The 14,406-nt window shown below is 65.4% G+C and carries 14 protein-coding genes; 4 read left to right on the plus strand and 10 right to left on the minus strand.

What is annotated here, in order from left to right; all coding sequences use genetic code 11:
- Window positions 1-49: 49 nt before the first annotated feature.
- The 7 genes from IE243_RS04350 to cyoA form a co-directional block, all read right to left on the minus strand.
- Window positions 50-586 carry a response regulator transcription factor gene (locus IE243_RS04350; RefSeq protein WP_191318123.1) on the minus strand — a complete coding sequence of 179 codons (537 nt, stop codon included), beginning with the start codon at window positions 584-586 and terminating at the stop codon, window positions 50-52.
- The gene (locus IE243_RS04355) at window positions 576-1,898 is read right to left on the minus strand and encodes an ATP-binding protein (RefSeq protein ID WP_191318124.1); all 1,323 of its coding nucleotides are present in this window, start codon (window positions 1,896-1,898) and stop codon (window positions 576-578) included. The genes IE243_RS04350 and IE243_RS04355 overlap by 11 nt, the downstream gene beginning before the upstream one ends.
- Entirely contained in the window at window positions 1,895-2,635 is a 741-nt protein-coding gene (locus IE243_RS04360) for an SURF1 family protein (protein WP_210319793.1), read from the minus strand. The genes IE243_RS04355 and IE243_RS04360 overlap by 4 nt, the downstream gene beginning before the upstream one ends.
- 383 nt (window positions 2,636-3,018) lie before the next feature.
- Window positions 3,019-3,396, minus strand: coding sequence for a cytochrome o ubiquinol oxidase subunit IV (gene cyoD, locus IE243_RS04365; RefSeq protein WP_191318126.1), 378 nt, complete (start codon window positions 3,394-3,396; stop codon window positions 3,019-3,021).
- Window positions 3,393-4,025: a cytochrome o ubiquinol oxidase subunit III gene (gene cyoC, locus IE243_RS04370; protein ID WP_191318127.1), complete on the minus strand. Its 633-nt coding sequence runs from the start codon at window positions 4,023-4,025 to the stop codon at window positions 3,393-3,395. Before cyoC ends, cyoD begins: the two co-directional genes overlap by 4 nt.
- A 2-nt stretch (window positions 4,026-4,027) precedes the next feature.
- Window positions 4,028-6,034: a cytochrome o ubiquinol oxidase subunit I gene (gene cyoB, locus IE243_RS04375; RefSeq protein ID WP_191318128.1), complete on the minus strand. Its 2,007-nt coding sequence runs from the start codon at window positions 6,032-6,034 to the stop codon at window positions 4,028-4,030.
- A gap of 14 nt (window positions 6,035-6,048) precedes the next feature.
- Window positions 6,049-7,209, minus strand: coding sequence for a ubiquinol oxidase subunit II (cyoA, locus tag IE243_RS04380; protein WP_191318129.1), 1,161 nt, complete (start codon window positions 7,207-7,209; stop codon window positions 6,049-6,051).
- Window positions 7,210-7,460: 251 nt separating this feature from the next.
- Between cyoA and IE243_RS04385 the strand changes: the two genes are divergently transcribed.
- Window positions 7,461-8,783, plus strand: a complete 1,323-nt coding sequence (locus IE243_RS04385; RefSeq protein WP_191318130.1) for an MFS transporter — start codon at window positions 7,461-7,463, stop codon at window positions 8,781-8,783.
- A gap of 166 nt (window positions 8,784-8,949) precedes the next feature.
- Here IE243_RS04385 and IE243_RS04390 read toward each other — a convergent pair whose 3' ends face one another.
- Window positions 8,950-9,741 carry a crotonase/enoyl-CoA hydratase family protein gene (locus IE243_RS04390; protein WP_191318131.1) on the minus strand — a complete coding sequence of 264 codons (792 nt, stop codon included), beginning with the start codon at window positions 9,739-9,741 and terminating at the stop codon, window positions 8,950-8,952.
- A 102-nt stretch (window positions 9,742-9,843) separates the two neighbouring features.
- Between IE243_RS04390 and IE243_RS04395 the strand changes: the two genes are divergently transcribed.
- A complete protein-coding gene (locus IE243_RS04395) occupies window positions 9,844-10,419 on the plus strand; it encodes a TetR/AcrR family transcriptional regulator (RefSeq protein ID WP_191318132.1) in 576 nt (191 codons plus the stop codon).
- Window positions 10,420-10,659: 240 nt separating this feature from the next.
- Here the strand turns inward: IE243_RS04395 and IE243_RS04400 are convergent, their stop codons facing one another.
- Entirely contained in the window at window positions 10,660-11,286 is a 627-nt protein-coding gene (locus IE243_RS04400; RefSeq protein WP_191318133.1) for a TetR/AcrR family transcriptional regulator, read from the minus strand.
- Between the two features lie 244 nt (window positions 11,287-11,530).
- On the opposite strand from IE243_RS04400, the gene IE243_RS04405 reads away from it, so the two are divergent.
- Together IE243_RS04405 and IE243_RS04410 are read left to right on the plus strand one after the other, a co-directional pair.
- Window positions 11,531-12,787, plus strand: coding sequence for a multidrug effflux MFS transporter (locus tag IE243_RS04405; protein ID WP_191318134.1), 1,257 nt, complete (start codon window positions 11,531-11,533; stop codon window positions 12,785-12,787).
- 31 nt (window positions 12,788-12,818) lie between these two features.
- The gene (locus IE243_RS04410; RefSeq protein ID WP_191318135.1) at window positions 12,819-13,280 is read left to right on the plus strand and encodes a PaaI family thioesterase; all 462 of its coding nucleotides are present in this window, start codon (window positions 12,819-12,821) and stop codon (window positions 13,278-13,280) included.
- Here the strand turns inward: IE243_RS04410 and IE243_RS04415 are convergent.
- Window positions 13,242-14,402, minus strand: a complete 1,161-nt coding sequence (locus IE243_RS04415) for an AraC family transcriptional regulator (RefSeq protein WP_191318136.1) — start codon at window positions 14,400-14,402, stop codon at window positions 13,242-13,244. The genes IE243_RS04410 and IE243_RS04415 overlap by 39 nt on opposite strands.
- Window positions 14,403-14,406 lie beyond the last annotated feature (4 nt).

Raw genomic sequence — 14,406 nt, forward strand, 5'->3', positions numbered from 1 at the left:
AGCGCGTTGTCCTGACGTGGCGACCTCGCCAGAATCGTTCTGGCGCCTGCTACTTCACCCGTGATTTCTCCAGCTTGCGGGCCAGGGTGCGCCGATGCATCCCCAGACGACGCGCCGTTTCGGAGATGTTGAAATCCGTCTCGATCAGCACCTCGTGAATCCGCTCCCATTCGAGATTCTTGAGAGACGTGGGCCGGGCGGTGACGCCGATGGAGGCGTCGCCCTCGCCGCGATCAAACGCGGCGATGATGTCGTTGGCGCTGGCCGGCTTGGGCAGATAGTGGCAGGCGCCGAGCTTGATCGCCTCCACCGCCGTGGCGATGCTGGCGAAGCCGGTGAGCACGACGATGCGGGTTTCCGGGTCGTTGGCGTGCAGGATGCGCACGCACTCCAACCCGGAGCCGCTGGCCAGCTTGAGATCAACGACGGCAAATTCCGGCGCGCCGTCTTCCAGCATGGCGCCCAGGCCGTCGACGCCATCGAGACGCCGCACCACATATCCCCGACGCTCGAAGGACCGCTTCAGTGCGCGGGCGAAAGCCTCGTCGTCCTCGATGATGAGCAGGTCGCCCGCATCAGTCTCCATGAAGCCGCCCCTCCACGTCTTCGTTCATCGGCGGACCAAAGGTCAGGGCCGTCAGCGGCAGCGTCATGCGCACGCAGGCGCCGCCTTCCGCCCGGTTATATGCATCAAGACGGCCGCCGAGCTGGCGCACGACGTTGGAGACCAGAAACAGGCCGAGCCCGCTGCCGGGTCGTCCCTTGGTGGAATGATACGGCAGACCGAGCGCCTTGAGCATCTGTTCCGAAAAGCCCGGTCCGGCGTCGCTGACCTCGATTTCCAGCTCCTGACCGCTGTTGCGCACGCGCAGTCGCACCATTTGGGGCGAGGCCTCCAGCGCATTGTCCAGCACATTGAACGCCATCTGTCGCAACGCCATGTCGGTGACAATGGGGCAATCGCCGCCCTCCAGGCCCGCAAAGGAAAAATGCGCCGGCTTGCGCGATGACGCCCACTCGCCGACGGTATTGTCGATAAAGGCCGACAGGCGCGTGTGCGCCGCGCCCTCGCCGCGCACCTCGCCCGAAGCGGTCAGGATGCTGGAGACGATAGCCTTGCAGCGGTCGAGCTGCTCCTGCATTTCCTCCAGCTCCTCCATCATCCCGGGATCGCCCGTGAAGGCCGCAGCATGACGCCAGTCATCAAGAATGACCGTCTGGGTCGACAGCGGCGTGCCCAGCTCATGCGCGGCGCCAGAGGCCAGCAGCCCGATGCGGACGATGTGCTCCTCCTCAGCCGAACGCTGGCGCAGTTCCTCAAGCCGCGCATCGCGCGCCCGCAGGTTGCGCTGGATGCGGCCGACAAAGATGGCCAGCAGCGCCGCCGCCAGCAAGAAGCACAGGAACATGCCCTGCAGGTGCAGCCGGAAAAAGGCGGCCTCGCCCTCGCCCGGCGGCATGACGATCTCCCGGCGGAAGAACATCAGCCCGATGAAGCACAGGCTGGTGATGACCACCAGGGCCCATACGGCCCATGCCCGCAGCAGCACGAGGCCGAGCATCAGTTGCAACAGGTACAGGAAGATGAACGGGTTGGCGGCGCCGCCGCTCAGATAAAGCTGCAGGGTCAGGGCTCCGACGTCGACCAGCAGTTCAAGAAACAGGCCGGACGAGCTGATGCCCCCCGGCCAGCGGCTGCGCCAGACGCTGGCCAGGTTCACGCAAACGAGGAAAGCGACCACCGCCAGCATGCCCGCGAGCGGCAGGCGGACGCCAAGCCAGACATGCACCGCCAGAATGGTGGCGATCTGGCCGCAAGCGGCGATCCAGCGCAGATGAATGAGCAGGAGCAGGTTCTGCCGGTTGGCGAGATCATCTGGATTGGCCGTGGCGTTCACGGGCGCTCTCCGCCTTCGCGCCCTTCAAGGCGAATGGCGAACGCGGCGGCGGCGGCCGTCATCAGCGCCAGGGCGAACCAGGTTACGGCGTAGACCAGATGGTTGTCGCTGAACCGCACGACGGTGAGGCCGCCAACCGGATAGCCGCCAGGGTTGGGGACATAACCAGCGTCAATGAAATAGGGCGCGACGGCGCCTGGCGCCATCCGGTCCAGCCCCTGCTGGCGGGCAATGGCCGCCACATCACGGGAGTGCCAACGGCCGGCGGCGGGATCGTTGTTGCGCAGAAAACCGCCGCCTGGTTCCGTGAGGCGCAACAGGCCCGTCACCTCCACCCGTCCCGCTGGCAGGGCCTCCTGGCGCATGGCCTGGGCGCGGCGCTCCGGCGGAACGAAACCGCGATTGACCAGCACGATGAAGCCGGCGTCGGCGCGCAGCGGCGTCAGCACCCAAAAGCCGCCGCCAAGCCGGGTGACAGCCTGGGTCAGGATTTCACGATCATGGAGGAACTGGCCTGCGACGCGCACGCGCCGGTATTCCTCGCTGGCGACATTCCCCCAGGCCGCCGGCCCTGGCGCGGCGACGGGGGCCGCGTTGACCCGGCTTTCCACCCTGGCGATCAGCTCGTGCTTCCACGTCATGCGCCGGATCTGCCAGACGCCAAGGGCGCCAAAACCCAGCGCGCCCGCCAGGGCGAGCGTCAGGATGGCCAGCAACCGGAAGCCGCTCCGTTTCATCGTCAGGCGCGTCTCCCTGCTACGGCGCATTCACGCGGCGCTGTCGCGGACCTGCGTGGGCAAGGCGCTTCAGGCCCGCTGGCGCATTTTCAGGAAAAGCGGAGCCCACCTTCGTGAAGAAAATGCGTCAAATGAAAGAGATGCAGCATTTCAGGCGAACTGGCTTTCACCAAAATGCACTGGTGGACCAATTTAACATTTGCATCCACTTCCAGATCATATGGAAAGCAATGTCAAATTTATAAATTCCACAAAGAATCAATACGTTGCTGGCGACTCCATGTTTCCGCACCCCGCTTCGCCGGCGAGGGATGCGGATGTCGGAAACAGCCCGCCAGTATTATCAAACCCCGGGCTGACGCGCGCCAGACCGGGGTTCCGGCTCACCGGCGGATCATCTCCTCGTGGGTCGCCATCATGTTGGCGTTGAGGTGGGTCATCACCCAGAGCGAGCCAACCAGCACGATCACCACGATGATCACCGTGAAGACCAGGGCCATCATGTTCCAGCCCCCTTCCGAGCGGCCGTTCATGTGCAGGAAGTAGACCATGTGGACCACCATCTGCACGGCCGCCAGGGCGAGCACGACGACGGCCGTGACCGTCTTGCTCTCGATAGGGCCAGCCATGACCAGCCAGAACGGGATCGCCGTCAGGATGACCGAAAGCACGAAGCCGATCACATAATCCCGCAGGCTTCCGTGCGTTTCCTCGTGGCCGTCGTGGTGATGGCCATGGTCCGCGTGCGTTTCAGCGCTCATCGCAGCATTCCCATCAGATAGACAATGGTGAAGACGCCGATCCAGATGACGTCAAGAAAGTGCCAGAACATGCTCAGGCAGGTCATGCGGCGGCGATTGGCGGGGATGAGGCCGAAGCGCCCGATCTGCACCATCAGCGTCACCAGCCAGATCGTGCCGAAGGTCACGTGCAGCCCGTGCGTGCCGACCAGCGTGAAGAAGGCGGACAGGAAGGCGCTGCGCTGCGGCGTCGCCCCCAGATGGATCATGTGGTGGAATTCGTAAAGCTCGATGCTGAGGAACGCCAGACCGAACAGGCCGGTCACGGCCAGCCAGGCGAGCGTCGCGCCCTTTCGCTGTCGCGCCATCGACAGCATGGCGAAGCCGAAGGTGATCGATGACAGCAGCAGCATCGCCGTGTTCAGCGCCACCAGGTTGAGATCGAACAGATCCTTCGGCGCCGGGCCGGCGGCGAAATTGCCGCCGAGCACCGCGAAGACCGCAAAGAGGATGGCGAAGATGAGACAGTCGCTCATCAGATAGAGCCAGAACCCCAGAGCGGTGCTGTGCCCTTCGGGGTGGTGCGGCTCTTCCGCCAGATGGAACGCCGGAGCCTGACCGGCGCCCACGATGATTGCCTGGTTCGCCATCGTCAGACTCCCGCCGCCGCGAGGGCGCGCGTGCGCTCTTCCTCGGTCCGCGTCACTTCCTCAGCCGGAATGTAATAGTCGCGGTTGTAGTTGAAGGTGTGGGCGATGGCCGTGACGATCAGGCCGACAAAGCTGACGGCGACGAGCCACCAGATATGCCAGATCAGCGCGAAGCCCAGCGCCAGGCTGATGCCGGCGAGGATGACGCCCGCGCCGGTGTTCCTGGGCATGTGGATCGGCCGGTAGCCGGTGAGCGGCCGCGCGTAACCACGCTTCTTCATGTCCGACCAGGCGTCATTGTCATGCACGACCGGCGTGAACGCGAAGTTGTAGGCTGGCGGCGGCGACGAGGTCGCCCACTCCAGGGTGCGGCCGTCCCAGGGATCGCCGGTCTCGTCGCGCAGCTCGTTGCGTTTCCAGATGCTGTAGGCGATCTGCAGCAGGAAGCAGACGATGCCGAGGAAGATCAGGAAGGCGCCGAAGCCGGCGATGAGGAACCAGATCTGGTGCGACGGGTCGTCGAAGACGCGCAGGCGGCGGGTGACGCCCATCAGGCCGAGGATGTACAGCGGCATGAAGGCGAACCAGAAGCCGATGACCCAGAACCAGAACGAGAACTTGCCGAGCAGCGGGTGCAGGCGGAAGCCGAACGCCTTGGGCCACCAGTAGATCATGCCGGCGAACAGGCCGTAGAGCACGCCGCCAATGATGACGTTGTGGAAGTGAGCCACAAGGAACAGGCTGTTGTGCAGCACGAAGTCCGCCGGGGGCACCGCCAGCAACACGCCGGTCATGCCGCCGATGACGAAGGTCAGCATGAACGCCATGGTCCACATCATCGGCGCCTCGAAACGGATGCGGCCGCGATACATGGTGAACAGCCAGTTGAACATCTTGGCGCCCGTCGGGATCGAAATGATCATCGTCGTGATGCCGAAGAACGAGTTCACGCTGGCGCCGGAGCCCATGGTGAAGAAGTGATGCAGCCAGACGAGGTACGACAGGATGGTGATGACCACCGTGGCGTAAACCATCGAGGTGTAGCCGAACAGGCGCTTGCCGGTGAAGGTCGAGGTGACCTCGGAGAAGATGCCGAACGCTGGCAGGACGAGGATGTAGACCTCCGGGTGACCCCAGATCCAGATCAGGTTCACGTACATCATCGGGTTGCCGCCGAGATCGCTCGTGAAGAAGTTGGTTCCCACGTAACGGTCCAGCGACAGCAGCACCAGAACGGCGGTCAGCACCGGGAACGTGGCGACGATCAGCACGTTGGTGCACAGCGACGTCCAGGTGAACACGGGCATTTTCATCATGTCCATGCCTGGCGCGCGCATCTTGATGATGGTGCAGATCAGGTTGATGCCCGATAACGTCGTGCCGACGCCCGCTATCTGCAGCGCCCATATGTAGTAATCGACGCCGACCCCCGGACTGCCGTCGATGCCCGACAGCGGCGGATAGGCCAGCCAACCGGTCTGGGCGAACTCGCCGATGAACAGCGACATCATCACCAGCACGGCGCCGGCGGCGGTCATCCAGAAGCTGAAATTGTTCAGGAACGGGAACGACACGTCGCGCGCGCCGATCTGCAGGGGAACCACATAGTTCATCAGACCCGTGACCAGCGGCATGGCCACGAAGAAGATCATGATGACGCCGTGCGCCGTGAAGATCTGGTCATAGTGGTGAGCGTTGAGATAGCCCTCGGAGCCGTTGAAGGCCCACGCCTGCTGCAGGCGCATCATCACCGCGTCGGCGAAGCCGCGCAGCAGCATGATGATGCCCAGCACCATGTACATGACGCCGATTTTCTTGTGATCCACGCTGGTGAACCACTCACGCCACAGGTAGCCCCAGAGGCGGAAGTAAGTGAGCGCGGCCAGCACCGCCACGGCGCCGATGGCGACCACGACGAAGGTCCAGACCACGATCGCCTCGTTCAGCGGCAAGGAGCTGAGCGACAGTTTGCCGAACAGGATCGACTGGGATGTAGAAGCGACAGTCACTGAAGCCACCCGCGTCAGGAGTTCGTGGGACGCGCCGTCTGCATACCGCGCGGCGTGGGTTCGGAACGACGGAAGATGCTTCCGGGGTGCGGCAGGCCAAAGCCGGTGATGGCCGTCGACGACCTGACCGGAGCCACCGGCGGCGCGCGCGACGCCATCTGTTCGGCCTCATCCGGCGTGCAGATGCTGGCGATGACGCGATCGCCGCTCCTGACGCGCGCCCGGTAGTCCCGGGGCAGCGGCAGGGTGGCGTGAATGCCGGCGAGGCCGAGGCCGCCGCCCGCGTCGAGCGCCATCATCTCGCTCATGCACATGCGGCCCGGCTCGACGCACATGTTGCGGATCAGGTCGAAAATGCCCTGCTCCACCTTGCCAAATTTCTGAACCGGAACGTTCTCGCTCGGCCGCTCCAGCTGCATGTAGGCGGCGCGATCAAGCCGGGAGCCAGAGGCCTTCGCCTCGTTCACCCAGGTTTCGAAGCCGGCGTCGTCCATGCCGTGGAAGCGGAAGTGCATGCCAGAGAAGCCGGCGCCGCTGTAGTTGGCGGAAAAGCCCTTGTAGTTGCCCGGGTGATTGATCACCGCGTGCAGCTGGGTCTGCATGGCCGGCATGGCGTAGATCTGGCCCGCCAGGGCCGGAATATAGAAGGAGTTCATCACCGAGGACGCGGTGATGCGGAAGTGAACCGGCCGGTTGACCGGCGCCGCCAGCTCATTGACCGTGGCCACGCCCTGCTCCGGGTAGATGAACAGCCACTTCCAGTCGAGCGCGACGACCTGCACCTCAAGCGGCTTCACGTCCTTCGCCACCGGCGTATTGGCCGCGATTTTCTCCAGCCGCCGGTACGGGTCCAGCAGGTGGGTCCCCATCCAGGTGATGGCGCCGAGGCAGATGATGATCAGCAGCGGCGCCGCCCAGATCACCAGCTCCAGCCCGGTGGAGTGGTCCCAGTCCGGCTGGTAGTTCGCCTTCTTGTTCGCCGCCCGGTAGCGCCAGGCGAACAGCACCGTGAGCGCCATCACCGGAATGATGATGACAAGCATCAGCAGCGTCGAGATAATGACGAGGTCCCGTTGCTGTTCGGCGATGAAGCCCGCGGGATGAAGCACGACAAAGTTGCAGCCGCCCAGGAGCGCCAGCACCGGCAGCAACGCGACAATGCGAAAACGGTTCACGGCGCCATCCTTCCCGAAATACGCTCGTTCAGGGAGCTGCTAATCACCCCTTAGCGAACATGACATTGGACAATTTGTCCAATGCCGTCATCGGGAGCTATGCTGCATGAGGCCAGAGCCAATTCAACCCTGAGGCGCGCACAGCCTCACTATTGCGTTGGAGCGTTTCCGGGCGTGGGAGCGACGTCCGCTTTCGCTGGAATTACGGCGCGACGCCGCGAAACTGACTGATATTTCAACGGACGGATCCTATGGCGCAGACCCTGACTACCGCCGATGGCGGCCTCCCGGAGAGTCACGGCCACGTGAACCCCGGGGAAATCGCGATTGGCGTTATTATTGGCCGCACGTCGGAGTTTTTTGACTTCTTCGTCTACGCCATCGCCTCGGTCGTCGTGTTTCCGAAGCTGGTGTTCTCGTTTGCGGATCCGCTACGGGGAACGCTGTATTCCTTCGCGATTTTTGCTCTCGCCTTTATTGCCCGCCCCATCGGCACGGCGATTTTCATGGCCATTGACCGGGCGGCGGGCAAGAACGCCAAGCTGACTATCGCGCTGGTCATGCTCGGCACCTCAACCTGCGCCATCGGCTTCCTGCCCGGATATGAGACCGTCGGCGCCCTGTCGATCTGGTTGCTGGCGCTGGCGCGCATCGGTCAGGGAATCGCGCTTGGCGGGACGTGGGACGGCCTGGCCTCCCTGCTCGCCCTTAACGCGCCGCCGGAGAAGCGCGGCTGGTACGCCATGATTCCGCAGCTGGGCGCCGCGCTCGGCCTGATCGTGGCCAGCGGCCTGTTCGCCTATTTCATCCATTACCTGTCGCAGGAAGATTTCTACAGCTGGGGCTGGCGCTATCCGTTCTTCGTCGCCTTCGCCATCAATGTGGTGGCCCTGTTCGCCCGCCTGCGCATGGTCGTCACCCCGGATTACCAGCGGCTGTTCAACAACCAGGACCTGCACCCGAAGAAGATCTCCGAGACGCTGCGCGCCGAGGGCGGCAATGTGGCGATCGGCGCCTTCGCCCCGCTGGCCAGCTTCGCCCTGTTCCACATGGTGACCGTGTTCCCGCTGTCGTGGGTGTATCTGTTCACCCGCGACAACCCGGCCAACTTCCTGGTCATCGAAATGGTGGCGGCCGTGTTCGGCGCGGTGGCCATCATCGCCTCGGGCGTTATCGCCGACCGGGTTGGCCGGCGCGTGCTGCTCGGCGTCAGCGCCGTGGCGATCGCCGCGTTCTCCGGCTTCGCGCCCCAGCTGCTGGACGCGGGCCCGGTTGGCGAGGCTTCCTTCATGATCGTGGGCTTCATCATTCTGGGCCTGTCGTTCGGCCAGTCGTCGGGCGCCGTCGCGTCAGCGTTCTCGCCCGCCTACCGCTACACCGGCTCGGCCATCACCTCTGATCTGGCGTGGCTGTTCGGCGCCGGCTTCGCGCCGCTGGTCGCCCTGGTGCTCTCCAGCCAGTTTGGACTGCTGGCCTCCGGCGCCTATCTGCTGTCGGGCGCCATCTGCACTCTGGTCGCCCTGCGAATGAACACCCGCTGGGAAGCGCACCACCGGTCGACGCCCTCCCCCTGATCCTGACCAGGAGAGCATCGGGAACAGACAGACCGCCAGGATCGGAAAGATCCTGGCGGTTTCTTTTTGCCGGTGGGCCGTCATGGCGCAGGACGCCATCAATCCAGGGCGAAAATCCGGGCGAAGCGCTGCTCCGTCCGGTTCACGGCGTCTCCCGGCGGACGCTTTAACGTCCCCGGAAAACCGCCGCCCGCCGCTCAACGAACGAGCGGATGCCCTCGGCGGCGTCCTCCGTTTGCATGACGCGATCGCGAATCGCGGGAATGACGTCGATAGCCGCCCGCTCGCCCGCTTCGATGAATTTGCGCCCCGCCTCCTTCGTCACCTGCACGCCAAGCGGCGCATTGGCGGCGATAATTCGGGCAAGCTCCATGGCGCGGTCAGTCTGCGCGCCCGCTGGCGTCACTTCCTGCACCAGGCCAATGCGCAGGGCCTCCTGGGCCCCGAACTCATCGCACAGCATCAGATGATACATGGCGTTGCCCCACCCGGTGCGGGTGATGAAGCGGAAATGCGCGCCGCCAAGCGGCGCGATGCCCCGGCGGGATTCCATCTGGCAGAAGCGCACGTCATCCGCCGCCACCACGATATCGCCGGCAAGCGCGATCTCGATGCCGACGGTGAAGCAGATGCCCTGAACCGCCGTGACGATGGGCTTGCGGCACTGGTTGCGCAGGCCGAACGGATCAATGGCCCCTGGCGGCAATTCGCGCGGCGTCGCGCCAGGGCCGAAGAACTTCGGCATGTCGAGCCCGGCGGTGAAATTGTCTCCCTCCGCGCAGAGCACTCCGACCCACAGCTCCGGATCCTGGTCCAGCCCGGTCAGCGCGTCAGAGAGCTGCGTCATCATCTCGGGGATGAAGGCGTTTTTCTTTGTGGGATTATCGATGATAATTTTCAGAATGTGATCGTGGCGCTCACTGCGCACGCGCGCTGTCGGAGACGTTGCTGCGGTCATTGTGTCCTCCCTGTCGCCGGATGGTCCCCGGCGATCTGGATGATGATCGACATTCATCACGATGATAGGCATCATGCTGATCGTCAAGCGTGAGTTACAGGCATGGGTCATTCGCAGGCTGGAAAATCGGAAAACCGCGAGCGCATCCTCGCGGAAGCGTCGCGGCAGGTGCGGAAGAACGGTCTTGAGTCAGTCAGCGTCGGCGAGTTGATGAAGAGCGTTGGCCTGACGCACGGTGGTTTTTACGGGCATTTCAACAGCCGCGCCGCGCTGCTGGCCGAGGCGCTGGCGCGGGCGCTGGCCGACGGCCAGAAGCATGCGAAAAGTCAGGAGCACGCTACAGGACAGGAGACGCCGACCGGAGACCTGCCCGGATTCGCCCGCAGCTACCTCAGCCGCACCCATCGGGACGCGCCTGAAAGCGGCTGCGCCATCGCCGCGCTGGCCGCCGAAGCGGGGCGCGCCGCTCCGGAGTGCCGCGACGTCATGAGCGGGCATGTGGACGCCTTCATCGGGGCCGTTGCGGAAATGCTGGACGGCGACGAGGAGAAGGCCATGGTCGCCGTCAGCGCCATGGTCGGCGCGCTGGCGCTAGCCCGCGTCGCGACTTCTGCGGAACGTTCGGATGCGATTCTGAAGGCGGTTCGGGAGCACATGCGGATGCTTGTGACGGACTGATCGTCATGGGACGCGCCATCTGGCCCGAGGGCTCGTGAGCCGCCATCCAGCCCTGCCGCCCCCCTGACGCCAGGGTTCCCCGGCGCGGGACCTGGTGAGAAGTACATCTGGCGGGAAGAAACCCGCGGGCTGCGGCCGGCCCTGTACAGGGCCAACGTCGCCCCGGCGCGCTGACCGGTCGCTCACGCGCCAGGCCGGCCATCGCAACGTGTCGCCACAACTCGCTGTCGCAACCTGCGTTTACGGGCGGCCAGTTCCGTCAGCGCCTTCACCGGCGTCGGCGGCGCGCTCCTCCATGTCAGCCATAGCCGCGATCCGCCGCCGGGCGATGTCGAGAATCTCGCCTGACCGCGCTTCCCCCCTGAACACTCGCGACAGGGTCAGGGCGCCGAGCATGGCGCACCAAGCGAACACCGCGTCTTCCTCCGTCGCCGCATCGCCGCCAAAAGCCGCGTTCATCCGCGCGAAACCGCGCTCGGCCAGCTCTCGCACCGGCCCTGACAGTTGCGGGTCCGGCTGCCGGCTGACATCGCCCGCCAGCGCCGCGATGGCGCAACCCGCGGCAATGTTGTCGCGATGGCCCTCGCTCAGGTAACGCCCGACAACCTTCCGCACAGCCTCCGGTCCGCCCGCCTGCGTCTCCTCACTGAAAAGTCCCGTTCTGGCCGCCGCGGCGCGGGCCACGGCGGCGTGAATCAGGGCGTCGCGCGATCCAAAATGCTTGTAGAAGCCCCCATGGGTCAGGTCGGCGGCTTTCATAAGCTCGCTGATGCTGACGCCTTCCGGCCCATGCGCGCGGATACGGCGCGCCGCCGCATCGAGAATCCGTTCGTGGGTTTCGGCCTTTTCGGCCCGGGACCGTCGCATGACGCCTGCCTCCTGTTCGACCGTTGACAATATAGATGTCGATCATCATCCTTATGAAATTGGATGATGCATAGCATCTAATCACGGCAGGGCGACGTTGTGAAGATCGCCCCTGCTTCATCGGGACGGAACGAGCCATGAGCCCCATTTTCCATAACAGCCGGCGCGCGGGCCCTGCCGCGTCAGATCCCCTGGCGCCGGTCGCCCAAAGCTGGCCGGCATATCGGCCAGCGGAGTGACCGCCATGGCCAGACCCAACCCTGACCACCCGCAGGTTGCCGGCGCATCTTCTCCGGCAAGAAGCCTGTCCCCTGGCCTCATTGCGCTGCTGGCCGGCTTCGCCGCCGTCGGCGTGCTGTCAACCAACATCATGTTGCCGGCCTTTCCGGCCATCGCCACGGCGCTGCGCGTGGCGCCGCGCGATCTCGGCGTCACTTTGTCCAGTTTCTTCATCGTCTTCGCCCTCGGCCAGGTTTTCGTCGGTCCGGTCTCGGACCGTTTTGGCCGTCGCAGGGTGATCGTCAGCGGACTTGGACTGTTTCTGCTCGGCTCGGCCATCTGCGGCGTCGCCACTTCGCTGGAGGTTCTCGTCGCCGGCCGCGTGATCCAGGCCCTGGGCGTCTGCGCCACTTCGGTGCTGGCGCGAGCCATCGCCCGCGATCTTTTCGACGGCGACATGCTGGCCAAGGCGCTGTCGATGATCATGGTGGCCATGGCGGCGGCGCCGGGCTTCTCGCCGCTGGTCGGCGGTCTCATCGCCACCTTCTTTGACTGGCGCATGATCTTCCTGCTGGTCAGCATCGTCGCCGTGATCCTGCTCGTCGCCTATGTGTCGAAGCTGGGCGAAACCCATCCGCCAGATCGCCGCGCGCCGCTTTCCCTGTCGAATGTCGTTGGCGCCTACGCGGCGCTGGCCGTTGACGTGCGCTTCATCTGCCCGGCGCTCGCCGTCAGCCTGATTATCGGCGGCCTGTACGCCACCTTCGCCGCCGCTCCCGTGATCCTGATGGCGGAGATCGGCATGACGCCGATCCAGTATGGATTGTTCACGGCGGCGACCGTGTTCGTGGTGTTCGGCGCCGGACTGGCGGCGCCGCGACTGGCCGCCCGGTTTGGCGCGCTCACCATGGCCCACGCCGGAGCCGTCCTCGCCGCCGCCGGCGGGCTGCTGCTGCTGCTCACCTACCGTCAGCCGAACCTGGTCGCCTACACGGCGTCAATCGTCATCTTCCTGCTCGGCATGGGCATGGCCAATCCGTTGGGGACCGCCATCGCGCTCCGGCCCTTCGGCGAGCGGGCTGGACTGGCCTCGGCGCTGATCGGCTTCCTGCAGATGGCCGCCGCCGCCGCGACCACGGCGCTCGCCTCCAGTCTGCCACTCGCCACGGCGACGGTGCTCGGCGCCATGCAGCTCTGCGGCGGGCTGGCCGCTCTCGCCCTGCTCGGGCAACTGGCCCGCGCCGCCAGAAAGGCGCCGGCCATCGCCGCGGCGGAAGGATAACCGCCCGCCCACCACCACAGGAAACAGCGCCATGGACGTATTGCGAAACAACCCGACGCAACTGAGCGGACTGGAGCAGTTGCGCGGGCTCGTGGCGGCGGGAACGCCGCCGCCGATGATGCGGACGCTGTCGTTCGCACCGACGATGGTCGAGCCCGGCAAGGTGGTGTTCGAAGGCTCGCCAGGACCGGAAACGCTCAACCCGATCGGCTCGGTGCATGGCGGCTACGCCGCCACGTTGCTCGACAGCGCCTGTGGCGCCGCGGTCCACACCAGGCTGGGCGCCCATCAGGGCTTCACCACGCTGGAGCTGAAGGTGGCGTATCATCACGCCCTGACGCCGGCGAGCGGCCCGGTGAAGGCCGAAGGCGTGGTGGTGTCGATGGGCGCCCGGGTCACCTTCGCCGAAGCGAAGCTCACCGATGCGCGCGGCCGGGTCTGCGCCTCGGCCACCTCAACCCTGCTGGTTTTCGACCTGAAGCCCGTCGCCTGAGGCCGCCCCGGCTGCGCCAACGGACTGGCCGACCCAAGGCACGTCGCCCCGCCCCCGGCTGTGGGGGCGGAAATGACTTGGCTGCCGTCCCGTCCAGCGGCGGAAGGCGCTGCGGAAGCTCGCCGTGGCGCCAAAGCCAAGGACGCGGGCGATTTCATCAGTCTTCATGCGGGTGGCGCGCAGATAGCGGATCGCCATGCGGGCGCGCACCGTATCGAGAATGCCGGCATAGGACGCCCCCTCCGCCAGCAGCCAGCGCCGCAGGGTGCGCGAAGTTACATGCATGCGGGCGGCCACCTCATCGATGCCGGGAAAATCATAGCGCGCCTCTTCCAGCATGCGGGTGACGACGCCGGCGACGCCGCTGCCGGCGGCGATCTGTTCGCAAAGCTGGCCGCAAATTTCCTCCAGCGCCTGCGCCGTCAGCGGATCGGCCATGCGCATGGGCTTGTCGACCCACGTCCGCTCCCAGAAGATCTCGTCCCGCGCCGCGCCGAACCGGACTGGAGCGCCGTAAAGCTCCATGATTTCCGCCGCATGGCGCGGCTTTGGACGCGACAGGCGCACGCCTGCGAGCTGGAAACCCTCGCCGTAAAGATCGCGCTGGTAGGTCAGAGCCATGCCCAGATGGAAATCCAGAATGAAACTGAACAGCTCCGGTTCGAGATCGTGAGCGTCGAAATAGGTCATGACGCAATGGGCGTCGGACACGGAAACATTGACGCCGAGCGCCGGCGTCGAAAGCTGGCGGTGCTTCTCGAAACAGCCCATCAACTGCCGCCAGTTGGCTGAGGTCAGCAGCAGCAGGCCAAAATAGCCCAGCACCGGAAGGTGACATTGCAGGCCGCCGCGCAGGGCGAACAGGGGGTCATCGACCAGCGCGTGGGCGTTGCGAAACACGCCGATCAGTTGCCGGATCGACATGCGCGCCGCCACATTGTCGAGATCGCGCGCCTGCAGGCCGACGCCGGCCAGGGTGCTGGCGCCGTCAACGCCGGCTGCGTCAAGCAACGCCACCAGGGCGCGAACCTTGTGCATGGGATGCACGGCCGGATCGAGCGCTGACGGCAACGTGCGCAGCATCGGCAGGCCGGCGCGGCCCGGTTCCGGCCTTTCCAGCATGGCT

The sequence above is a fragment of the Camelimonas fluminis genome (assembly GCF_014656355.1).
Taxonomy (GTDB): Bacteria; Pseudomonadota; Alphaproteobacteria; order Rhizobiales; family Beijerinckiaceae; genus Camelimonas; species Camelimonas fluminis.

Coding starts and splice junctions, on each gene's coding strand:
- IE243_RS04350 (WP_191318123.1), bottom strand. CDS start 586: ATGGAGACTGATGCGGGCGACCTGCTCATCATCGAGGACGACGAGGCT.
- IE243_RS04360 (WP_210319793.1), bottom strand. CDS start 2,635: ATGAAACGGAGCGGCTTCCGGTTGCTGGCCATCCTGACGCTCGCCCTG.
- cyoD (WP_191318126.1), bottom strand. CDS start 3,396: ATGAGCGCTGAAACGCACGCGGACCATGGCCATCACCACGACGGCCAC.
- cyoC (WP_191318127.1), bottom strand. CDS start 4,025: ATGGCGAACCAGGCAATCATCGTGGGCGCCGGTCAGGCTCCGGCGTTC.
- IE243_RS04385 (WP_191318130.1), top strand. CDS start 7,461: ATGGCGCAGACCCTGACTACCGCCGATGGCGGCCTCCCGGAGAGTCAC.
- IE243_RS04390 (WP_191318131.1), bottom strand. CDS start 9,741: ATGACCGCAGCAACGTCTCCGACAGCGCGCGTGCGCAGTGAGCGCCAC.
- IE243_RS04395 (WP_191318132.1), top strand. CDS start 9,844: ATGGGTCATTCGCAGGCTGGAAAATCGGAAAACCGCGAGCGCATCCTC.
- IE243_RS04400 (WP_191318133.1), bottom strand. CDS start 11,286: ATGCGACGGTCCCGGGCCGAAAAGGCCGAAACCCACGAACGGATTCTC.
- IE243_RS04405 (WP_191318134.1), top strand. CDS start 11,531: ATGGCCAGACCCAACCCTGACCACCCGCAGGTTGCCGGCGCATCTTCT.
- IE243_RS04410 (WP_191318135.1), top strand. CDS start 12,819: ATGGACGTATTGCGAAACAACCCGACGCAACTGAGCGGACTGGAGCAG.
- IE243_RS04415 (WP_191318136.1), bottom strand. CDS start 14,402: ATGCTGGAAAGGCCGGAACCGGGCCGCGCCGGCCTGCCGATGCTGCGC.